The 22,290-nt window shown below is 56.2% G+C and carries 21 protein-coding genes; 14 read left to right on the top strand and 7 right to left on the bottom strand.

Going from position 1 to position 22,290, the window contains the following annotated elements; translation table 11 throughout:
- The first annotated feature begins 148 nt into the window (after nt 1–148).
- The 7 genes from yebS to M2407_RS05840 all read left to right on the top strand — a co-directional run bounded on the left by yebS (nt 149) and on the right by M2407_RS05840 (nt 8,201).
- Nucleotides 149–1,396 carry a membrane integrity lipid transport subunit YebS gene (yebS, locus tag M2407_RS05870; RefSeq protein ID WP_048762701.1) on the top strand — a complete coding sequence of 416 codons (1,248 nt, stop codon included), beginning with the start codon at nt 149–151 and terminating at the stop codon, nt 1,394–1,396.
- Nucleotides 1,365–3,995, top strand: a complete 2,631-nt coding sequence (locus tag M2407_RS05865) for a PqiB family protein (RefSeq protein WP_115059027.1) — start codon at nt 1,365–1,367, stop codon at nt 3,993–3,995. The genes yebS and M2407_RS05865 overlap by 32 nt, the downstream gene beginning before the upstream one ends.
- A 103-nt stretch (nt 3,996–4,098) precedes the next feature.
- Nucleotides 4,099–5,535, top strand: coding sequence for a 16S rRNA (cytosine(1407)-C(5))-methyltransferase RsmF (rsmF, locus tag M2407_RS05860; protein ID WP_259217078.1), 1,437 nt, complete (start codon nt 4,099–4,101; stop codon nt 5,533–5,535).
- Between the two features lie 279 nt (nt 5,536–5,814).
- A complete protein-coding gene (locus tag M2407_RS05855) occupies nt 5,815–6,354 on the top strand; it encodes a spore coat U domain-containing protein (RefSeq protein WP_122079008.1) in 540 nt (179 codons plus the stop codon).
- A gap of 2 nt (nt 6,355–6,356) precedes the next feature.
- Nucleotides 6,357–6,860 (top strand): spore coat U domain-containing protein, encoded by a 504-nt coding sequence (locus tag M2407_RS05850; protein ID WP_259217075.1) that lies wholly within the window; start codon nt 6,357–6,359, stop codon nt 6,858–6,860.
- A 5-nt stretch (nt 6,861–6,865) separates the two neighbouring features.
- Entirely contained in the window at nt 6,866–7,414 is a 549-nt protein-coding gene (locus M2407_RS05845) for a spore coat U domain-containing protein (protein ID WP_020826543.1), read from the top strand.
- Between the two features lie 22 nt (nt 7,415–7,436).
- Nucleotides 7,437–8,201 carry a molecular chaperone gene (locus M2407_RS05840; protein WP_259217073.1) on the top strand — a complete coding sequence of 255 codons (765 nt, stop codon included), beginning with the start codon at nt 7,437–7,439 and terminating at the stop codon, nt 8,199–8,201.
- Here M2407_RS05840 and M2407_RS05835 read toward each other — a convergent pair.
- Entirely contained in the window at nt 8,187–8,354 is a 168-nt protein-coding gene (locus M2407_RS05835; protein ID WP_020826541.1) for a hypothetical protein, read from the bottom strand. The two genes, M2407_RS05840 and M2407_RS05835, sit on opposite strands and share 15 nt — an antisense overlap.
- On the opposite strand from M2407_RS05835, the gene M2407_RS05830 reads away from it, so the two are divergent.
- The 3 genes from M2407_RS05830 to M2407_RS05820 all read left to right on the top strand — a co-directional run bounded on the left by M2407_RS05830 (nt 8,353) and on the right by M2407_RS05820 (nt 12,025).
- A complete protein-coding gene (locus M2407_RS05830) occupies nt 8,353–10,698 on the top strand; it encodes a fimbria/pilus outer membrane usher protein (RefSeq protein WP_259217070.1) in 2,346 nt (781 codons plus the stop codon). The genes M2407_RS05835 and M2407_RS05830 overlap by 2 nt on opposite strands.
- Before the next feature lie 18 nt (nt 10,699–10,716).
- Nucleotides 10,717–11,649, top strand: a complete 933-nt coding sequence (locus M2407_RS05825; protein WP_259217068.1) for a spore coat protein U domain-containing protein — start codon at nt 10,717–10,719, stop codon at nt 11,647–11,649.
- A 136-nt stretch (nt 11,650–11,785) separates the two neighbouring features.
- A complete protein-coding gene (locus M2407_RS05820; RefSeq protein ID WP_044550237.1) occupies nt 11,786–12,025 on the top strand; it encodes a DUF1480 family protein in 240 nt (79 codons plus the stop codon).
- A gap of 54 nt (nt 12,026–12,079) precedes the next feature.
- On the opposite strand, the gene M2407_RS05815 is transcribed toward M2407_RS05820, so the two are convergent.
- Together M2407_RS05815 and M2407_RS05810 are read right to left on the bottom strand one after the other, a co-directional pair.
- On the bottom strand, nt 12,080–12,682 hold the full coding sequence (locus tag M2407_RS05815) for a hypothetical protein (RefSeq protein WP_128864322.1): 603 nt from the start codon (nt 12,680–12,682) through the stop codon (nt 12,080–12,082).
- A 1-nt stretch (nt 12,683) separates the two neighbouring features.
- Nucleotides 12,684–13,076: an ASCH domain-containing protein gene (locus M2407_RS05810; RefSeq protein WP_020826536.1), complete on the bottom strand. Its 393-nt coding sequence runs from the start codon at nt 13,074–13,076 to the stop codon at nt 12,684–12,686.
- Between the two features lie 343 nt (nt 13,077–13,419).
- Between M2407_RS05810 and yniD the strand changes: the two genes are divergently transcribed.
- From yniD to M2407_RS05795, 3 genes are all read left to right on the top strand, one after another.
- Nucleotides 13,420–13,512, top strand: coding sequence for a small membrane protein YniD (yniD, locus tag M2407_RS05805; RefSeq protein ID WP_369982358.1), 93 nt, complete (start codon nt 13,420–13,422; stop codon nt 13,510–13,512).
- 18 nt (nt 13,513–13,530) lie between these two features.
- Nucleotides 13,531–13,668 carry a hypothetical protein gene (locus M2407_RS05800; protein ID WP_153263172.1) on the top strand — a complete coding sequence of 46 codons (138 nt, stop codon included), beginning with the start codon at nt 13,531–13,533 and terminating at the stop codon, nt 13,666–13,668.
- A 365-nt stretch (nt 13,669–14,033) separates the two neighbouring features.
- Entirely contained in the window at nt 14,034–14,243 is a 210-nt protein-coding gene (locus M2407_RS05795; protein WP_041414492.1) for a hypothetical protein, read from the top strand.
- A 150-nt stretch (nt 14,244–14,393) separates the two neighbouring features.
- Here the strand turns inward: M2407_RS05795 and M2407_RS05790 are convergent, their stop codons facing one another.
- Both M2407_RS05790 and M2407_RS05785 read right to left on the bottom strand, forming a co-directional pair.
- Nucleotides 14,394–15,824 (bottom strand): serralysin family metalloprotease, encoded by a 1,431-nt coding sequence (locus M2407_RS05790; protein WP_259217058.1) that lies wholly within the window; start codon nt 15,822–15,824, stop codon nt 14,394–14,396.
- A 307-nt stretch (nt 15,825–16,131) separates the two neighbouring features.
- Complete coding sequence (locus tag M2407_RS05785) at nt 16,132–17,475, bottom strand: 2-hydroxycarboxylate transporter family protein (RefSeq protein ID WP_259217056.1); 1,344 nt, start codon at nt 17,473–17,475, stop codon at nt 16,132–16,134.
- Nucleotides 17,476–17,940: 465 nt separating this feature from the next.
- Between M2407_RS05785 and pckA the strand changes: the two genes are divergently transcribed.
- Nucleotides 17,941–19,560, top strand: a complete 1,620-nt coding sequence (pckA, locus tag M2407_RS05780) for a phosphoenolpyruvate carboxykinase (ATP) (RefSeq protein ID WP_259217055.1) — start codon at nt 17,941–17,943, stop codon at nt 19,558–19,560.
- A 47-nt stretch (nt 19,561–19,607) separates the two neighbouring features.
- Here pckA and M2407_RS05775 read toward each other — a convergent pair whose 3' ends face one another.
- Both M2407_RS05775 and M2407_RS05770 read right to left on the bottom strand, forming a co-directional pair.
- Nucleotides 19,608–20,858 (bottom strand): Zn-dependent hydrolase, encoded by a 1,251-nt coding sequence (locus M2407_RS05775; RefSeq protein ID WP_259217054.1) that lies wholly within the window; start codon nt 20,856–20,858, stop codon nt 19,608–19,610.
- The gene (locus M2407_RS05770; RefSeq protein WP_259217053.1) at nt 20,855–22,234 is read right to left on the bottom strand and encodes a dihydroorotase family protein; all 1,380 of its coding nucleotides are present in this window, start codon (nt 22,232–22,234) and stop codon (nt 20,855–20,857) included. The genes M2407_RS05775 and M2407_RS05770 overlap by 4 nt, the downstream gene beginning before the upstream one ends.
- Between the last annotated feature and the right edge of the window lie 56 nt (nt 22,235–22,290).

The raw sequence follows: 22,290 nt of genomic DNA, 5'->3' as shown, positions 1-22,290 counted from the left end.
GTTGCTTCACAAAACCCTACCGGGCAAGGTATGTTTGCCGGTCTGAAACCCTGTTTTGCCGCCCGGCGCTTGAACCGATGAGCACGGACAGATTTATTTTTCAGCTACGCTAACTGTTGCGGCGAGCTATAGGGCAGCTTTTCTCATGATGAAAATACACGCTATCACCGGCCCACTTTCCAAAGCACGCCACCAGCGCTGTTGCGAATGCGACCTGCTGTTTGTGTTGCCGCCGCTGAGCGGCAAACAGGCAGCCTACTGCCCGCGTTGTGATGCGAAGGTGGTCAGCGGACGCGACTGGTCGATGACCCGACTGACCGCCATGGCGGTCACCATGTTGCTGCTGATGCCCTTCGCCTTCAGCGAACCGCTGATCAGCATCCGCTTGCTGGGCGTACGTATCGACGCCAGCCTGCTGGAAGGCATCTGGCAGATGAGCCGCCAGGGTGATCCTATCACCGCCAGCATGGTGGCGTTCTGCACCATAGGTGCTCCACTGACGTTGGCGCTGTCACTTCTGTACCTGCGTTTCGGCCATGCGCTGGGCATGAACCTGCGCCCGGTGCTGCTGATGCTGGAACGGTTAAAAGAGTGGGTGATGCTCGATATTTATTTGATTGGTATGGCCGTGGCAACCATCAAGGTCAAAGAGTATGCCGATATCCAGGCCGGCAGCGCCCTGATCGCCTACCTGTCACTCACCCTGCTCAGCATCCTGACGCTGATCCACGTCAATCTGGAACAGCTGTGGGAACGCTACTACCCGCAAGAGCAACCTGAAGGCCCACCGACGGCACTGCATATTTGTCTGTCGTGCCATTTCACCGGTTATCCCGATGAGCGCGGACGCTGCCCGCGCTGCCATGTGCCCATGTGTCACCGTCAGCCCTACAGCCTGCAAAAAACCTGGGCGGCGCTGATTGCAGCAATGATTTTACTGATCCCGGCCAACCTGTTGCCGATATCGATCATTTACGCCAATGGCGCCCGGATGGAAGACACTATATTCTCCGGGGTGGTGTCACTGGCAAGCTCCGGCAATGTGCCGATCGCCGCCATCGTCTTCATCGCCAGCGTGCTGGTGCCCTTTACCAAGGTCATTGTGCTGATCACGATATTGTTCAGTATTCATTTCAAAACCTCGCACAGCCTGAAAACGCGCATTCGCTTGCTGCGGCTGGTGACCTGGATCGGCCGCTGGTCAATGCTCGATTTATTCGTTATTGCACTGATGATGTCGCTGGTGAACCGCGACCAGTTGTTATCTTTTACTATGGGACCGGCAGCCTTTTACTTTGGGTCTGCGGTTATTTTAACTATTCTTGCCGTAGAGTGGCTGGATAGCCGATTGATTTGGGATGCACATGCAACAGGAAACGCCGAATACACCGACTGAAGCGCGGGTCAAAAACAAGCGCCGCATTTCGCCATTCTGGTTACTGCCGTTTATTGCCCTACTGATTGCGGGGTGGCTGGTCTATAGCAATTTCCAGGAACGCGGCACCACGGTGACCATTGATTTTCAGTCTGCGGCAGGCATCGTCGCTGGCCGTACCCCGGTGCGCTATCAAGGTGTAGAAGTCGGCACCGTGCAGAGCATCAGCCTAAGCAAGGATCTGCGCAGCATCGTGGTCGAAGCCAGCATCAAGAGCGATCTGGAAGACTCGTTGCGCGACGGCACCCAATTTTGGCTGGTTACGCCAAAAGCCTCATTGGCGGGCGTGTCAGGCCTGGATGCGCTGGTCGGCGGCAACTACATTGGCATGATGCCGGGCAGCGGGCAGCCGCAAACCCACTTCACCGCCCTCGATACTCAGCCCAAATACCGGCTGAACACCGGCGAGCTGATGATTCACCTGCATGCCGACGATCTGGGGTCGCTCAATACCGGTTCGCTGGTCTATTACCGCAAAATTCCGGTCGGCAAGGTGTATGACTACACCATCTCCGAAGGGAATAAAGGCGTCACTATCGATGTGCTGATCGATCGCCGCTTTGCCAATCTGGTGAAGGGCAACAGCCGTTTTTGGAACGTTTCCGGCTTTAAGGGCGATTTCAGCCTGTCGGGCGCCTCGGTGCAGATGGAAAGCCTGGCCGCGCTGGTTAACGGCGCCATCGCTTTTGATTCACCGCTCGACGGTCAACAGGCCAAGGCCGATCAAAGTTACACCCTCTACCCGGATCTGGCGCACAGCCAGCGTGGCGTTAACATTACGCTTGATTTGCCCAGCGGTAACAGTCTGAGTGAAAATCACACGCCGCTGATTTATCAGGGGCTGCAGGTAGGTACTTTGACCAAACTGACGCTGGAACAAGACAGTAAGGTCACCGGCGAACTGACCATCGATCCGTCGGTGGTGGATTTAATGCGCAGCGGTACGCGGATCGTCATGCGCAGCCCGCGCTTGAGCCTTAACGACGCTAAACTCAGCCAACTGCTGACCGGCAATACGCTGGAGCTGGTGCCGGGCGAAGGCGAGCCGCAGCAGCACTTCAACGTGCTGGACAGCAGCGAAACCCTACTGCAACAGCCGGGCGTGCTGACCGTAACGCTTAACGCGCCGCAAAGTTACGGCATCGACGTTGGCCAGCCGCTAGTGGTTCATGGCGTCAAGGTCGGCCAAATAATGAGCCGCGCATTGACCGACAGCGGCGTGGTGTTCACCGCCGCCGTGGAAGCCCAATATCGCCGCCTGCTGCATAAAGACAGCAAGTTCGTGGTCAACAGCCGCGTCGACGTCAAGCTGGGGCTCGATGGCATGGAAGTGCTGGGTGCCAGCGCGCAGGAATGGCTGGACGGCGGCGTGCGCATCATCCCCGGCAGCAAAGGCGAGCCGGTCGGCCAGTATCCACTGTACGGCAACAGCGAAAAGGCCGAGGCGGGCATCGTCGGTAACAGCCCAACGCCGACCCTGACGCTGAACGCCGTCAGCCTGCCTGACGTTCAGGCCGGCTCGGTGGTGCTGTACCGCAAATTCCAGGTGGGCGAAATTGTTAACGTGCGGCCCAAAGCCAACGAGTTTGAAGTCGATGTTTATATCAGCCCGGAATACCGCAAGCTGTTGACCAGTGAAAGCATTTTCTGGGCCGAAGGTGGTGCCAAGGTGCAGTTGAACGGCAACGGTCTGACGGTACAGGCATCCCCGCTTAACCGCGCGTTGAAAGGCGCCATAAGTTTCGACAACCTGCAGGGCGTAACGCTGGACAAAGGCGCCAAACGCGTACTGTACGCCACGGAAACCGCCGCCCGCGCGGTGGGTAGCCAGATCATCCTGAAAACCTACGACGCCAGCAAACTGTCGCCGGGTATGCCGCTGCGCTATCTCGGCATCGATATCGGCCAGGTGGATTCGTTGAAGCTGGCGCCAGAGCGAAATGAAGTGTTGGCCAAGGCGGTGCTGTATCCGGAATACGTCCAGACCTTCGCACGCCTGGGCAGCCGATTCTCGATTGTCTCGCCGGAGATTTCCGCCGCCGGAGTCAGCAACCTCGATACCCTGCTGCAACCTTATATCAACGTGGAACCGGGTCGCGGGCGCGAGCTGCGCAGCTTTGAGCTGCAGGAAGCCAGCATCACCGACTCGCGCTATCTGGACGGCCTGAGCGTGATCCTTGACGCGGCCGAAACCGGCTCGCTGCAGATTGGGACCCCGGTGCTGTTCCGCGGCGTGGAAGTGGGCACCGTCACCGGTTTCTATCTGGGGGCCATGTCCGATCGCATCCACGTGGCGCTGCGCATCAGCAAGAAATACCAATATCTGGTTCGCAACAACAGCGTGTTCTGGCAAGCCTCCGGCTATAACCTGCAGTTTGGCCTGACCGGCGGCGTGATCAAGAGCGGCACCTTCCAGCAGTTCATTCGCGGCGGCATTGCTTTCGCCACCCCGCCAAGTATTCCGCTGGCGCCTAAGGCCACGCCGCACAAGCACTTTATGCTGAATGCGGAGGAACCTAAGGACTGGAGAGACTGGGGCACCGCCATCCCTAAAGAGTAAATAAGTCACCTTCTCAGGGGCTCAGCAATGCTGGGCCCCTACTGTTTCCAGCTTTGTGGTAAACTTCCGCCCTTATTTTGACAGCTGCCAGAGAGCTCACCCCGTGGCCAAACCTGCCTCCGTTTATTTGCCGCCCGCCTTTCTTGACGCGACGCGTGCCATCATGCCCGCCGACCTGTCGATGGACGATTTTATTGCCGCCTGCCAACGCCCGCTGCGCCGCAGCCTGCGAGTGAATACGCTGAAGATCAGCGTTACCGACTTTTTGACGCTGGTGCAGGATTACGACTGGCAGTTGGAGCCGATCCCCTGGTGTGCGGAAGGCTTTTGGATCGAGCGCAAAGACGAGGAACTGCGGCTGGGTAGCGCGGCGGAACACTTGAGCGGCCTGTTTTACATTCAGGAAGCCAGCTCGATGCTGCCGGTCAGCGCACTGTTCGCCGCAGGGGAAACGCCACGTCGGGTGCTGGACGTCGCCGCCGCGCCGGGTTCCAAAACCACTCAGATTGCGGCCTTGATGAACAACCAGGGTGGCATTGTGGCGAACGAATATTCCGCCAGCCGGGTCAAGGTGCTGCATGCCAACATCAGCCGCTGCGGGGTTAAAAACACGGCGCTCACCCACTTTGACGGGCGGGTATTCGGCGCCGCACTACCGGAAAGCTTCGACGCCATTCTGCTGGATGCACCCTGCTCCGGTGAAGGCGTAGTACGCAAAGATCCGGACGCTATGAGCAACTGGTCGCCGGAAAGCGTTGCCTCCATCGCCGAGACTCAGCGCGAGTTAATCGACAGCGCCTTCCATGCCCTGGCACCGGGTGGCGTCATGGTCTACTCCACCTGCACGCTCAACGCGCAGGAAAATCAGCAGATCGTCAACGGGTTGCTGGCGACCTATGGCGACGCGGTCAGCGTCGAGCCATTGGGCGAACTGTTCCCAGGCGCCAAACAGGCCCTGACCGCCGAAGGCTTCCTGCACGTGTTCCCGCAGATCTATGACAGCGAAGGCTTTTTCGTGGCCCGCCTGCGCAAACATCACTCCGTGCCCGCGTTGGCGAAACCAAGCTATAAGCTGGGCAAATTCCCGTTCGCGCCGCTTTCCGCCAAGGACTCTGCTGAAATCGCCCAGGCCGCCGCTGCTTCCGGGTTGGTCTGGGATGAAACCAGCCGTCTGTGGACGCGCGATAAAGAGATTTGGCTGTTCCCCGCCGAGCTGGAAACGTTCGTCAACAAAGTACGTTTTTCCCGCATTGGGCTGAAACTGGCCGAACGCTTCACCAAAGGCTATCGCTGGCAGCACGAAGCGGTGATCGCGCTGGCGGCGGCTGACGGTAAGCAGCGCTTTGAGCTGGATGCCACACTGGCGCAGGAGTGGTATCACGGCCGCGACCTGTACCCGGACTCACCGCCGCTGACCGATGAATGCATCGTGACCTATCAGCAACAGCCGCTGGGGATCGCCAAACGCATCGGCAGCCGGATAAAAAACAATCTGCCCCGCGAACTGGTTCGCGACGGTGCGTTGGATTTTCATCAGTAGATGCGCTGAAACTGGCCGGAAAATGCCGGCCAGTTAATGGCGCTAATAATATTCCGATAGGGGAATATTATTATTCTAATCATTTACCCTTTTCGGCATTATCCTCCCGACTTGCCAAATATACCGACGCCTTTCAAAAATAAAGATAATTTTTGGCTCCTGACCAAGACAATTCAGCATTCTTATTCTATTAATTAAACTGTAAATAAATTAATGCGTTTAACCCGGTTCCGGGCGGCGCTTTTGTGGGGTTCTCCCTTACACAGCAAGGAAACTAATATGAAAAAAACTCTGATGGCATTGACCTCGGTAGCCACCCTGCTGTGCGCAAACGGCGCAGCTAATGCAGCAGGCACTATTCAGGGCAACCTGGGCGTAACCTTAACCATCGGCGCGGGTTGCGTGGTCGGCGGTGGAAACAGCGCGGGTAGCGCCAACGACTTTGGCGCCATTAGCTTCGGGACTTACTCTTCCCTGTCCAACATTATTGACGCCAGCGCAACCGGTTCCGGCGGTGCAGGTACCCTGTCGCTGACCTGTACCACAGGCACCGCCTATACCGTGGCGTTGAATAACGGTCTGCACGTGGGTGCCGGTAACCAACGCCAAATGGCCAGTACGGCGGGCGCATTGATCAAGTACAACCTCTATCAGGATTCGGCCCGCGCTACCGCCTGGTCCAGCGGCGCCAATGCCCTGACCGGCACCGGTACCGGCTCAGCGGTTCCATTAATTGTCTATGGTCGTGTCCCGGCGGCGGCCACTACGCCAGATCCTGATACCTACAACGATACCGTGACGATGACGGTAACCTGGTAACAGTGCGGCAAGCCCTTTTTGTTTTTGGGTTGCTGACGCTGAGCCTGGCGGTGAACGCGGATAGCAAAACCGCCACCATCGGCGTCACTGCTACCTTGTTGAAGGCCTGTGAAGCAGGCAGCAACTCGGGCGGCAATGTCAGCTTTGGTTCGCTGGACTTTGGTACGGTCTATTTCCTCACTACCAACGTCAGTATTGCCGGGCAACAAAACGCGGGCGCCATTCGTGTCAAATGCAACAACGGCACCAGTTACAACGTCCTGCTGGGCGGCGGACAAAGCGGTAACACCGCGGCGCGTTACCTGAAAAGTGCCGCTGGCCAACAGGTGAACTACAACCTGTATACCACCAGCGCCCACAGCACCATTTGGGATAATTTGACCGGAGTATCGCAAACCGCCAACGGTCAGGATAACTGGTTACCGGTGTATGGCATGATCCCGGTGCAATCCACTCCTCCGATCGGCAGCTACACCGACACCGTGCAGGTCACCATCAATTGGTAAGGGTAATGCGTATTTTAAGCGGTGGTTTACTGCTCTGGATGATAACGCCGCCGGTACTGGGCGACACGGGCGTCAACGATCAGCAAAAAACCCAGGCGCTTACCGTCAACGCGACGGTAGTGAAAGGCTGTATTTTGGGCAGCGGCAGCAGCGATGTCACCACCTTCGGCAACCTCAACTTTGGACAGATCTCCTCGTTAGCCAGCAATATCAGCATAGTTTCCAGTTCGGGGGCCGGTTCCGTGCTGTTTCGCTGCAACCCTGGTCTGAGCGTCACGCTGGCGCTTGGCATCGGCAACAATGTCACCGGTTCTATCTCCGCCGGGCGCAAATTGAAAAATACCCTGACCCCCGAGACCCTGATTTATCAGCTTTACCAGGACAGTAATTATTCCACCATTTGGGGCGATGGCAGTAACGGCGGCACCACAGAGGTCGTCGCCGCGACCGGTAGCACCCAGGAAATAAAAGTTTATGCCCGTTTGTTCTCGACCAGTACCCTGCCCACCAGTGGCACATACAGCGATACGGTCTTACTGACGGTCACTTATTAGTATTTTGAATAAGGATTTAGCCATGCGCATACCCTTCCGACTGCCACTGACGGCAGCGCTGCTGATTGTCGGCCAACAACAGGCTCTGGCCGCCGCGTCGATCCTGATTTGGCCCATAGATCCAGTGATTGAAGATCAACAACCCGCGACGGCGCTATGGTTGGAAAATCGGGACAGCAAGCCGGTCTATATGCAAGTGCGGGTGCTCGGCTGGAAACAGACCGCCGGTAAAGACGACTACAGCAACCAAAGCGAAGTCATCGCCAGCCCGCCGGTTGCCTCAATTGCACCAGGAAAACGCCAACTGATCCGGCTGGTTAAACAAACCCCGCCGCCCGCCGGGCAGGAGCGCGCCTACCGTATTCTGATTGATGAAGTCCCGGTAAAAGATTCAGGCAGTCAATCCGCGCCTGAAGGGGCGCAGATGGGGCTGAAATTCCAGATGCGCTATTCAGTCCCGTTGTTTGTCAGCGGTAAAGGGGTCTGGACCAAGCAAGACTCAGAAAAACCGCGCGATTACGCCACCGCCAACCAGCCGCAGCTCAGCTACCGTCTGTTGCAACAGAGTAGCCGACGTTGGCTGGAGGTGCGCAACCAGGGCATCGTACATGCGCGTATCTCCAAAGTGACGATGCAGGGAAAAACGCTTAATGCCGGTCTGATGGGGTATGTGTTGCCCGGCTCGCAGATGCGCTTTGCCCTGCCGGCATCGGGCAGTTTCAGCAGCGGTCAGTTGCAAGCCACGGTCAACGATAACAAACAGCCGATAACCTTAACCGCTTATTGAGCTTGATGTGCCGTTAACCAGGATACCGTCCCCCAGGCGTAACGGGTTCGGGCTGAAGCCGTTAGCATTCGCCGTACTGTGCGCAGTGGCCACGCCGTGGCTACCGTACGCTTGCGCCGACGATTTGCCGCCGCCGCCCAGCGCCATCAGCATGCCGGATACCACCCTGTATCTGGAGCCGGTGGTTAATGGTCGTCAGACCGGGAAAGTGGTGCCAGTGATCTATCGCGGCGGCCACTATTACCTCACACCACAGCAGTTGCTCGACGCCGGCCTGCCGGTAGCGGATAAACAGGCGAAAGAAATTGCCGTCGACCAATTAGAGAAAGTGGACGTCACCTACAGCGGTGAAACCCAACAGTTGATGATCAACGTCCCCAACGACTGGCTACCCAATCAAAAATTCAACGCTCAGAACCCACTGGATCGCCTGCCGGCGCAGAGCAGTCTCGGCCTGCTGTTCAATTACGATTTGTACGCCAGCCAAAGCAGCGCCAACGGCCAGCCGGGCTCTCTTTCTGCCTGGACAGAACAACGGCTGTTCGATGGCTTTGGCGTGGTGTCGAACACCGGTATTTTCCGCGGCAGCTTTAACACCTCCGCCAACAGTGAGCAGGACAACCGTTATATCCGCTACGACAGTCAGTGGCGCTACAATGATGATGACCGCCTGCTTAGCTATACCGCCGGCGATCTCACCACCGGCGCCCTGACCTGGAGCAGTTCGGTACGTATCGGCGGCGTCCAGCTGGCGCGTAATTTTGCTTCCCGGCCAGACCTGATCACCTATCCGCTACCGCAGTTCTCGGGCCAGGCGGCACTGCCCAGCAGCGTCGATCTGTATATCAACAGCTATAAAAACAGCAGCACCAGCGTTAACCCCGGTCCTTTCACCCTGGATACCGTGCCCTACATTAACGGCGCGGGCCAAGCCACCGTGGTCACCACCGATGCACTGGGCCGACAAGTCAGTACCGTGGTGCCGTTTTATGTCGCCAGTAACCTGTTGCAGACCGGCATGAGCGATTTCAGCCTGTCCGCCGGTGCCCTGCGACGCAATTATGGCATGAGCTCTGCCGATTATGGCCAGTGGGTGACCAGTGGCAGCGGACGTTACGGCGTCACTGACTGGTTGACTCTGGAAGGCCGCGCCGAAGGCGCAGCGGAATTGGCGGTGGGTGGCGCAGGTGCGAATATTCGCCTTGGTCAATGGGGCGTTTTCAATGCCTCGTACAGCTACAGCCAGGCCAGCGATAATGCCTTTAACGATTATCAACCTTCGCAACAACCCAACTACTACGATCCCCTGACCGGTCAACCTATCCCGCAGCCCGATCCGCAGCCGGTCTATCAATACAGCTCCAATCATGGCGATCAAAGCAGCATCGGCTACACCTACAGCAACCGCTATTACAGTCTGAATGCTCAGCGCATCCTGCGCAGCGCCGGCTTCGGTGATATTTCGGTGTATAAAAGTGACTATCGTCTGAGCCGCCGTACCGATCAACTGACCGGCAGTATCGGTCTGAACCGATTCGGTAGCATTGGCGCCGGCTATTTCGATGTCCGTGACGCCATTGGCCAACGCACTCGTCTGGCCAACTTCTCCTACAGCATCTCGCTGTGGCGCAATACCAGTCTGTATGCGTCAGTGAACCGTGAAATCGGCAGCAGCGGCTATAGCGCCCAACTGCAACTGTCCATTCCCTTCGACAGTTGGGGTACCGCCAGCGTCAGCGCCTCTCGTGACAACAACAATCGCTGGAACCAACGCGTCAGCTACAGCCGTGCCGCGCCGACCGACGGTGGTTTGGGCTGGAACCTGGCCTATGCGGACGGACAGAGCAGCGACAGCTATAGCCAGGCCGATATCACCTGGCGTACCCGCCTGCTCGAAGCCCGCGGCGGGATGTACGGCAACAGCAATGATTATACCCGCTGGGGCGAAGTGAGCGGCTCGCTGGTGGCAATGAAAGGCGATCTGTATGCCACTAACACCATCAATGACGCCTTCGCCCTGATCTCTACCGAGGGCTACCCGGACATCCCGGTCCGCTATGAAAATCAGTTAATCGGGGTGACCAACGCCAAAGGCTATTTGCTGGTGCCAACCGTCACTTCCTACTACCACGCCAAATTCCAAATCGATCCGCTCAACCTGCCTGCAGACGTGGCGGTTCCCACCGTAGAGAAAACCGTGGCAATCCGCGATCACAGCGGTTTTCTGGTCGATTTTCCCATCCAGCACATTTCCGCCGCCGACGTCAAACTGGTCGACGCCCGGGGCAAACCACTGGCTAATGGCAGTGAAGTGGCCGTTATCGGCAGCAAACAGCAAAGCTACGTCGGTTGGGATGGCATGGTCTATGTGGATCCGGTGCAATTGCAAAACCGGCTGAGCGTTATCCCGGCAGACGGCAGTGCCCCTTGCCAGGCGCAATTCAACCTGACCAAAACCCAGGGTATCCAAAGTATCGGGCCGATCGTTTGCCAGTAACTCATTATGGAGACAAATATGATCCGTGGAACCAAGGCGTTATTGCTGGCGCTGCTCTTGCTCACAGCCCGCCAGGCGCTCGCCGACTGTACCACCACCAACGGTGCCGTGACGCTGCCCGGCAGCAGCTCTTTTGCCGTCTACAACGGTTCGCTCAGCGCTCAAGGTACCGCCGGGCTCAACTGCAGCGGCCTTGGCCTGTCGCTGCTGACGCAAAACACCGTGACGGTTAAAATCAACTCGACCACCCACAATATGGCGCTGGCTAATACCGACGGTTCCGGCGATCAGATTCCTTATTTGATTTACCCCGATGCGAATTACCAATATCCCTACAGCGTCGGACAAACCATCGATTACAGTTCACTGAACCTGTTGACGCTGATCCTGATCTCGCCCAACGTCAATTTCCCGCTGTATATCAAAACTACCGCCGGGGCTAACGTGCGCGCAGGTACCTATACCGATACCGTCAACCTGGTGTGGAATTACCATATCTGCGGCCTGGGTCTGATTGGGCTTTGCATCTGGTGGGACGGCACCAATAAGCCCAGCACCGTGGACATCAGCCTGACGATCACCAAAGATTGTTTGCTGGGTACTGCACAAAACGTCAATTTCGGCAGCATGGCATTGGTGGGTCAGTTTAATCCGGTGAACCAAAGCATCACCCTCACCTGCACTAAAACCGAGGGGTACAATACCTACTTTACCGATGGTAATAACCCCGTCACCGGATGGCGCCGAATGAAAAGTGGCACCAGCAACTATCTGCAGTATCAAATTTACCTGCCCAACACCACCACGGTGTGGAACAGCGCTAACAAGCAAGCAGGCTCTGGCACAGGGCTGGCACAAAGCATTCCCTACCTGGCGCAAATCAACCAGGCGCAAACCGAAGTGCCGGTGGGCACCTACCAGGACAACCTGAGTTTTGTCGTGGAGTATTAAGCCCCTGCGCTAGCCGCTGAATGCTCATGTTGCCAGTTTGTATTTTTTATGTGGCATTTTTTGCTCATTTAGCTATGCTGATTAAGATGACCCAACTGGTCACACCTCATACCAGCACAGCAAGCAAGGAGTTCCAATGGGCAAAACCGTGGTTAAAATAGGCAGTTTCGAGGTTGATGACGCACATTTGTCCTCCTCGCCCGAGCAGGTCAGTACACTGGCGATCCCTTGCAAGTCGGATCCCGATTTGTGCATGCAGTTAGACGGTTGGGATGAGCACACCAGCATCCCGGCAATACTCGATGGCAAGCAATCGCTGCTGTATAAGCAGCATTACGATCGCCAGACCGATGCCTGGGTAATGCGGTTGGATTGAATGATGGAATATCTGAGAACGCGCGCTGTTTCGCTGGGAACAACGCGCGTTTTTTTATGCTATTGCGATACCGCGCCCGGCGAAAAAGCGGGCAAAGCTGCCCAACGGTAAGGTGACCTGTTGGCGCGATTGCGGCCGATCGCCAGACGGATTGTGAAAAGTCACGCTCTGCGCCTCAGCGGCGGTAATCAACACCAGATGGCCGCCCCGCTGTGGCGGTGTCTGTTCGGGCCAGCGGATGCCAGGGTGCACCGAGGCCATAAAATAGCGTCGCTGCGCCAACAGCTGTGGCAGCGCTTGCGCCTCAATACCCACCTGAACCTCCGCCTCCAGGGCGAACTGCTCACGCACAAAGTCGACAAAGGGCGCATAAATCAGCCCCTTGATGCGATCCCCCTCACGCACGTAAGCCCCATAAGGCAAACTACGGCGCGCCAGCTCCAACAGCGGCGGCGCATCGCCGTCGCGGTGGCTCAACACCATTTTCAGGCAGGCCATACCGCAAACGTGATTCGCCCATTCGATATATTCAGCCCGGTCGCGCGCGCCGCTGAGCGCCCAGTTAGCGTCATCCGCCAGCGTCACGCGCCCGGCAATCAGGTCGGCCGCCAGTTCAGGCGTCGCCCATTGGCAGACGTAAGGAACGGGGGACGTCAAATCAGAAAGTCTCTGTGACTTTGAAATTCATCAGCACCAGCGTCATGTCCGGTGAGAACAGCTCATATTCTTCAAAGAAGCTCTGCAGCTCTTTACGCCAATAGGCCAACGAACGGTCACCTTCCCCTTCGGCAAAAGCATGGGCCTCATCAACCTGATCGTAGGTTTTCATCTCTACCGACGTCAGTTCCACCGCGCAAACCGGCTGACCTTTACCATCCACCACTACAAATACGTCACCGGCCAGCGGGATGCCTTCGCCGTCCAGATTGGAGCAGGTTGCCGTCTTGGTGCCGTCCAGGATCAGCTTGGCCACGTCGTCGGCCTGCTGCTCGGTCTTGCCGAACGCCCAACGCTCGGTGTTTTCATATTTCTTCGGAATTTCGCTCGCCATTGCCATACCTTTTTAAATAAATCATTGTGCAGACAGAATAGTACAACGTATCCGGCGCTGCCTGCACTGCCGAATTCAGCCCGCAGCCGCCTTATTGGGCTCTTTTAACGGCTGTTTGGGGTAAACCCCTGTGCCTATGCCGGGACAACAGGCATACTGTGAACGCAATTCACTCAATGGCTCTCGGCCAGGCGGTAAAATGAAGAATGACGACAAAGACCCCGATGACACCTTCAGCGACCTGTTAAAAGTTCTGGCGGTCGCCGTGATTGTTATCTTTGTTATCGGCGGCTGGTATTTCAGCTGATCACTAAAACAGGAGGTCACATTGGCCACCAAACGCATGCGCAGCAAGCACTGGAAGATGTTTTTAATATTATTGCTGATCTGTCTCGCCCTACTGTTATTGCGCTGGGCGGCAATAGTTTTCGGCTAACGGCAAGGAGCAGGCCCCATGGCAAAACGAAATGGCAACGGCGTACAAATCGCCTTACTGCTGCTGGCGCTGGTTATTTTGGTCTGCGGTATTTTGATGATCACCACCGACCTGGGTCACCAGGTGCTTGAAGAGATCGAAGATATTCTCGAGTAACGCAGTCCGGCCGGATACTGACACGCCTTCTTTCAGTGTTCCCGCTTCGCGGGTTGCTTAGCCTCAGGCTCCAACAACTCGCGTAAATAGGTAATTCTCGCCTCCCCTTGCGGCAGCCATAAACGGTACAGCCAATGTTGCGCTTCAGCCCGCCGGCTCCGGCGATGGTACTCAGCCAGTTTATCGACCAGTCTCATCATTCACCCTCCAGATATTCGACACTGTTAGTATTGGACGAAAAAACCAGAAGAAATACTGATGGCTTGTTTTTTATGCATCCGGTTTTGGCATTGTGCGATCGGTACGGTGGCGCCCCCTGACCTCAACTGCTACATTGACCAAAAATCACCCAGCCGAGGTAACCCATGATGTTCTCGGAGCAGGAGATAAAAACCGTGTGGGATGAAGTGGCGCGTTTGATCGGCGACAGCGTGATGCAGTTGCGTCATCGCGGCGAGGTTTTATCGGTCGAAACGCTGGCAAAACACCTGGCGCAGCAACTGGCCGAAAGCAACGACATTGAACGCCGGATCCTGATAAGCGCGGCGATCAACATGCTGAAAGATGGAAAATGAATCGCCAACCGGATTGGTTGGCGATTCGGCAGAAGCCCGAGGTATGCAAGCCCGGCCTTCTGTGCGCTACTATGTCAGGCTAACATGACGAAATTAATAGGAATTGTCGTGTTTTTCCCAATAAAGCACTATTTTTGTTGCCTGCAACCGTCAAACCAGCACGAAATCGCTCTCCACCAGCGGCTGGCCAATCACTTTCACCAGGAAGTCACTGCTGTCGAACCCACCTCCCAGATTGATTGCCACATCGTTGACGTGATTGAGCTCATCGTAAGTTAACAAGGCTTCACCGGCCTTACCGCTGAACTGACTAACGAACTCGATGCCATTGCTGCTGCCGGTGTTGAACAGCGTCAGATCGATTTTGTCTTCACCGCTGACAAAATCCACGATCCAATCCGGCGCATCAGCACGTGATTCGTTGGCGGCGAAATAAACGAAGGTGTCCTTACCCTCATTACCAAACAGATGATCCGATTCACCGCCGCCGTACAGAATGTCGTCCCCCGCGCCGCCGATTAAAATGTTATTGGTGGCGTTGCCGATGATCACATCGTTGCCGGATCCCCCAAACGCATTTTCGATGGTCACGCCGGCGGCAATTGACACGTTCCCTTCCAGGCCGCCCACGTCGGAGAAGGACTTCTCGTTGAGGTTAATACGTTGATTCTGGCTAAAGCCTGAGAAATCAAAGGTGTCCGTACCGCCTGCATCCCAGGCGCTGAACACGATTTTATCCTGCGCGTGGGTGGCGGTGAGAAAATCACGATCGGTATTGGAATTAAAGCCGTAAACCGTGTCGCCGCTGCGGGTAGACATATTGGCGCCATAGAACTGCTGGATCGCCGTAATGTCATTTAACAGCGGAGCCGAAGAGTAAGCGCCTTTGAAATCTTGGCCGGTGCTGCTTTCACCAAAGTAGCTCATCACGCTGTGGGCGCGGCTGTCTTCAAAATAGGTCGCGTCATTGTTGTAAGTGATGCTCACACCCGGGGCAGCGTTGTAATCCCCAGGGTGCTGGAGCCCCAGCGCATGGCCAATTTCATGCGTCAACGTCTGACGGCCATATTCGTTTTCATGGATCAGGTTATTGGCGAACACATTGCTTGTGGCGTTGTACCAGGTTTGCCCAGCCACCGATGGGGAGGTATCGGGGTTATAGGCGAAGGCATAGGAGCCGCGTGAACTGACATCGAACAGGCCAAATTTGATATTGGCACTTTGGGTATCGCTGGTTTCGGTAAACGTGATATTGGCCACATCCGACCAGGATTGCAGCGAAAGTTTCGCCTGTTCGCGCTGCTGTTCATTGAAACTGCTGAAGCCGCCGATCCCCATGCTAGACATGTTGCCTGGCGCCTGTTCCCAGAAGCTGTAACTCAGGTTAACCGCGGTATCGGTCACACCTTTGTCGTGCCAACTGCGGTCGCCGCGGATCAATGCCAACCCGGCATCTTCAAAACTTTTCGAAGGATGAATGACGTTCAATTCAGGATCGCTGTCAGCCTTATAGGCTCCTTGAAGGGCCAATACGCTTGTAGCTTCTGCCGATGGGTTAACGCGTTGATTGCTTGATGACATAAGAGTATCTCCATATTCGTCATTTCAGTGAATCGCTACGATCACTGTCGGATGGCCTTAATGGCCGTGTTCCGGTGCTGAATAAATACGGGGATCTCGCTAATGCGCTTGGCGCCCTCCATGAGCACTCTTAATGAGAACGATAATCCCTTAAAGAACAGGATAGACACTTTTTATTAAAATACAGAACTATCTGATTAAAATATTACCTTCAACTCCGACTCCGTTTGAGTGCTTATTATTAGCGGCAGGCGAAAATAAAAAAACCGGGGCAATCCACCCCGGCAATCCTTAATTTAGCCCGGATTCAAATTAACCAACCCAATAACAGCGTGGCGCCGATAACGGTAGAGGCACCGCCGATGCGCGTAGCGATTTGTGCAAATGGCATCAGCCCCATCCGGTTTGATGCGGAGAGAATGGCGACATCGCCGGTACCGCCTAAGCCACTGTGGCAGCAGGTAACAATCGCCGCTTCAACCGGGAACATTTTCAGGTAAGGCGCAATCAGGAAACTCACCAGCCCCATCGACAACACCACCGAACCGCATACCACCACATAACCGACCGAGAACACCGCCACGACACTTTCCAGCGGAACATACAGCATGCCGAGGCCAATCATCAGCGGCCACACCAGCGCGGTGGAGACGAACTTATAAAAACTGTGCGCACCGGTTTCCATTGAGGTTGGGATCACCCGGCAATATTTGCACAGCACCGCAAACAGAATCATCAGCACCGGACCGGGAATATGCACGATATGTTCGAACAGGCCACCGACGATAAAGAAGGCACAAATCACCAGCAGGCCACCGCCCATCAGCTGGAAATCGACGTTGCCGCTGGTTTCCTTGATATCGAATACCGCGTTTTCCTCCGCCGAACGGATCAGCATGCCGTCACCGCTCAACGCCTTGCGTTTCATGCCCAGTCGCGCCAACACTCCGGCCGCGACAATGGCAAAGATATTGCCCAGCACCGCCGCCGGCGCCAGTTGCGCCACATACACGTCGGGTGTCGACCCCAGAATGGCGGAATACGCCAGCGACAGCGGCAAAATGCCCTCGCCGATACCGCCACCGATGATCGGCACGATGATAAAGAAAAAGGTCTGATAGAAGGTAAAACCAAACAGCTTACCCACCAGCAATCCGGTTGCCACCGCCGTTACCGTGCCCACCACCAGCGGGACGAACATACGGATCATGCCCTGGATCAGAATCACCCGGTTCATGCCTAGAATACTACCGACCACCAGGCTGGCGATCACAAAGTACAGCAGATTGGCGTCTTTCATCAGCAGATGGACGGTACCCATCACGTTCGGCTGGAAAAAATTAAAGTACACCAGCACCGAAGGTACCATCAGGCACAGAATGGCCGGGCCGCCAATATCACGCAGTACCGGAATGCTTTTACCTAAATGCGCCAGCGCAAAGCCCAGCGTCATGATCACCGCCAGGCCGCCGATCATATTCTTTGGCAGGAAGTTGGCGTAGGCCGATACGGCGACAATCGCGCAAATGGTGATAAACAGCGCAACCGGTACGGCACCGATATCCATTTTCCGCAGGTGGTTAATCAATCCTGATGAATCAGGTTGCGGTATTTCTTTCTCACAGGTCATTTCTGCATTTATCTGTTTCATTATTCACCCTGCTGACAAGCGTTCAGTGTGGAGCGGATCGACTAATGGCATATAAAATAATTTATAAGCTTTAAAAGGTACGTTTCGGAATGGGCTTATTTATAATAAATAAAATAGTGGACAGCACTGACAATATGATAAAAAATAAAAATACAAAACCAAATTACCTCTTATTAACTCAATATTGTGAGCCCCCGCCAATGTTGGCTTTAATTAATTATCGTCAGCGTTTTGTAATTAAATTAATCAGGCGCTAATTCACTGCTATGCTATAGATGGAAGTAAAAATCCGTGCGTTTATTAATGAGAACCGGAGCGGTAAATAGCTGAATCCGGTCAGCTTGTACCCGAGCCTTGCTCTGCACGCGGCACCGTGCGGAAAGCAGGCACATAATATATGCCCTATCGCTTTCAAAGGCCGTGGTCAGAAAGGCGAAGGGCATAGAACTAATAAGGAAGTAGGATATGTCTTCAATCGCGATTACCCCACAAACGCTGGCCCGCTACGGTATCCACCAGGCTACCGAGATCGTCCATAATCCCAGCTATGAACAACTGTTTATCGAGGAAACCCGCGCCGACCTGCCGGCGCTGGAGCGCGGTACGTTAACGACGTTGGGCGCGGTCAACGTCGATACCGGCGAATTCACTGGCCGTTCTCCGAAAGACAAATACATCGTGCGTGACGACACCACGCGCGATACCGTTTGGTGGTCCGACAGCGGCACAGGCAAAAACGACAACCAGCCGCTGTCGCCGGAAGTGTGGCAACATCTGAAAATGCTGGTGGGTAACCAACTTTCCGGCAAGCGTCTGTTTGTGGTGGATGCCTTCTGTGGCGCCAACGCAGACACCCGCCTGAAAGTGCGTTTCATCACCGAGGTGGCCTGGCAGGCGCACTTTGTCAAAAACATGTTTATCCGCCCGTCGGATGAAGAGCTGCAGAATTTCGAGCCGGACTTTGTGGTGATGAACGGTGCCAAATGCACCAATCCTGACTGGAAACAGCAGGGGCTGCATTCGGAAAACTTCGTCGCCTTTAACCTGACCGAACGTATACAGCTGATCGGCGGGACCTGGTACGGCGGCGAAATGAAAAAGGGCCTGTTCTCGATCATGAACTACCTGCTGCCGCTGCAGGGTATTGCCTCGATGCACTGCTCAGCCAACGTGGGCGAACAGGGTGACGTGGCGGTCTTCTTCGGCCTGTCCGGCACCGGTAAAACTACCCTCTCCACCGATCCTAAACGCCAGTTGATCGGCGATGACGAGCACGGCTGGGACGACGACGGCGTATTCAACTTCGAAGGCGGCTGTTATGCCAAGACCATCAAGTTGTCTCCTCAGGCTGAGCCAGAGATTTATCAGGCTATCCGCCGGGACGCGCTATTGGAAAACGTGCAGGTGCTGGCCGACGGCAGCATCGATTTCGATGACGCCGGCAAGACCGAAAATACCCGAGTCTCTTACCCGATCAACCACATCGAAAACATCGTCAAACCCGTGTCCAAGGCGGGACATGCCAAGAAAATAATCTTCCTGACGGCGGATGCCTTCGGCGTATTGCCGCCGGTATCACGCCTGACACCGGAACAAACCCAATATCACTTCCTGTCCGGCTTCACTGCCAAGCTGGCCGGCACTGAGCGCGGCATTACCACCCCAACCCCGACCTTCTCCGCTTGTTTCGGCGCGGCGTTCCTGACGCTGCACCCGACGCAGTACGCAGAAGTGCTGGTAAAACGCATGGAAGCGGCCGGTGCACAGGCCTATCTGGTGAATACCGGCTGGAACGGCAGCGGCAAGCGTATTTCCATTAAGGACACCCGCGGCATCATCGACGCCATTTTAAACGGGGAGATCGAGCACGCCGACACCTTCAACCTGCCAATCTTTGGCTTGGCGGTACCGAAGGCATTGCCGGGGGTAGACCCTTCGATCCTCGATCCGCGTAAAACCTACGCCGACGAATCTCTGTGGCAGGAAAAAGCCCAGGATCTGGCCCAGCGCTTTATCGATAACTTTGCCAAATACACCGTCACCCCCGCAGGGGAAAAACTGGTGAGCGCCGGGCCTAAACTTTAAGCCACAGCGCGCGTTATCATCCTTACAGGGGCCAGCAGGCCCCTTTTTTATGCCAATTGCTTATCCAGATTGATCAACGCCTGCGCCAGCACCCTGGCCCCGTCCGCCAACTGTTGCTCGGTAATCGACTCCTCGGGACAATGGCTGCGCCCATTCAGACAGGGAATAAACACCATCCCCACCGGCCCGGTCGACGCCATATAAACCGCATCATGCCCGGCACCGCTCGGCAGCCGGCGTCCGGCCAACCCCAGCGAATGAGCTGCCCCCTCGATCGCCTGCATCACCGTTTCCGCGCAGGCGGTGGGCCGTGCACGGCTGACATGCTGCAATTGCGTCTGTAAATCCAGACTCTGCAAACGTGGCCGACAGTTTTCCAACAGCGCTTCCGGGAAAGTCTCCAACAGCGCCTGACTGTCACTGCGCACCTCCAGCATCAGTTCTACCTGCCCTGGCACCGCATTGGGGACATTTGGCGTCATGGCGATGCGCCCTACGGTCGCCACCACATAATGTGGATTGCCGCTTTGCTGTAACGCCATCGCGTGCGCCTGCTCAATCACATGCGCTGCCCCGACCAAAGCATCGCGACGAATATCCATCGGCGTGGTACCGGAGTGATCCGGCTGCCCAAGCACCGTCACCAACACCCGGCGGATGCCGACGATGTGCGTCACCACGCCAATCGGCAGGTGCTGGCGCTCCAGCACTGGCCCCTGTTCAATGTGCAGCTCAACGTAAGCGGCGGTACCGCCCGGCAGGCGCAGCGGCCGGTTCAGTTTTTCCGGCTGAGCGCCAATACGCGTCATCGCCTCCGCCAGCGTTTCGCCTTGCGCGTTCCGGGAAGCCAGCATACCGCCGTCCAATTCACCGCTCATCGCCCGACTGCCCACGCAGGAAATACCGTAATCGCTGGGTTCTTCGGACAGAAAGTCGATAACCTCAAACGGATGCTGCAAAACTATCCCCTGTTGATGCAGACAATGGGCGATTTCAATCCCCGCCAGCACGCCGATAATCCCGTCATAGCGGCCGCCGCCCACCACGGTATCGCAATGCGAACCGGTCACTATCGGCGGCAGATCGTTGCGCACCCCGGCGCGCCGACCGATCAGATTACCGCCTTCGTCCAGCGTTACCGTTAGCCCAGCCCGCTTCATTTGTTCCGCCAGCCAGGCTCGTGCCTCACTGAACAATGGCGTAAAGGCCCGTCGTGTCCAGGGCACATCCGGCAACGTCATTTGTGCCAGATGATTGACCCGCGCCCACAAACGTTCACTGTTGATTAACGCGATCATTGGCCTGCTCCGTTGGCAACGCGCGGGCGCAGAAACTGTCCCGACCCCGGCGAATTAAGAATACGGCCCTCGGCAAAGACTGCCTGGCCGCGACAATAGGTGGCTTCCACCCGTACGCTGAACTCCATGCCTTCGAAGGCGCTCCATTTCACCGCCGACAAACTGTTCGCGGGATCGAATCGGTAGCGCTCGGGCCGCAATATCACAAAGTCGGCGTCCATACCTGTGTCAAACCCCCCTTTGCGATCGTCGAGCAGAAAATGCCGTGCGGGATTGCGACACAGCAGCTGCGCGACGGTGGTCGGCGCAATGCCGTGCTGCTCGCAGCCGGTCCACAACGCCGGTAACAGCGTCTCCAGCCCGGGGCCACCGGAGGCGTTTTTGAACACGTTGTCGTCCCCTTTACGCTCCAGACCCCAACTGACGTGATCGGAAGAAACGAAGGTGCAGTCGCCCTGCGCAATATGGCTCCACAACAGTTCGGTTTCCGCTTTAGGACGGATCGGCGGGTAGTGTTTGGTCTTGGCACCAAACTGGCGCGTATGTTGTTCATGGTTGAGCATCAAATACTGTACGCAGGTTTCAATGCTGACCGGGTAGCCAGCCTGCCGATACATCCGATAAAGTTCGAAACCGCGTGAAGTGGAAACATGCACCGCATGGGCGCGAGCCCCGCTTTCCGCCCCCATTTCATAAATTAGCGCCGTTGCCAGATTTTCAATCAGCGGCGTGTGAGCACGCATAAATGCATCCCAGCCAGTGTCGCCGGCCTCGACCATTCGCTGGATATTTTTACGCGTCAGCTCCTGCATCTGGTTGTGTACCGCACAGGCCAGCCCGGTCGGCGCAATAAGCTCAAAAGCATGCATCAGGTCGTCTTCGTCCACCCGAGGAAACCGGCCCGGCGTAGCTTCAAAGGTGGAAAATTTAAAGGCACATACCCCACCTTCGATCAGTCCGGCAGCGGCATCGAACCCGTAGGTTGCGTTCAGGGTACCAAACAACGCCACGTCGACATGACAGTCACGCTCCACCTCGGCAATTTTTGCTTCCAGCAGAGCGCGGCACGCTACCGGCTGCGGATCGTCATAAGGCATATCGACCATCACGGTGATCCCCCCCGCCGCCGCCGCCCGCGACGCCCAGCCCAATCCTTCCTGATTCGCCTGACTGCCGGAATGCACCTGGCCGTCAATCACCCCCGGCAGGATCCACTTGCCGCCAGCGTCGATCACCTGTGGGGCCTCCGGTGCCTGACCGCTGCCGCTGCCGATGATTTTACCGCCTGCGATGGCCAGCCAGCCGTCCGGAGTCACCCGCTCGGCATCCACCAGATTGCCCTTGACCACCAGCTCTGGCCGTTGACTCAGATTCATAGCGCCCCTCCCCTAATTCCATTGCATACAATAAATGCATAAAAATGCATATATCT

The organism is Serratia sp. BIGb0234 (assembly GCF_024809915.1).
Lineage (GTDB): Bacteria > Pseudomonadota > Gammaproteobacteria > Enterobacterales > Enterobacteriaceae > Serratia > Serratia liquefaciens.
Note: the sequence above shows the minus strand (reverse complement) of the source record. Positions and strands in the feature narration are given on the sequence as shown.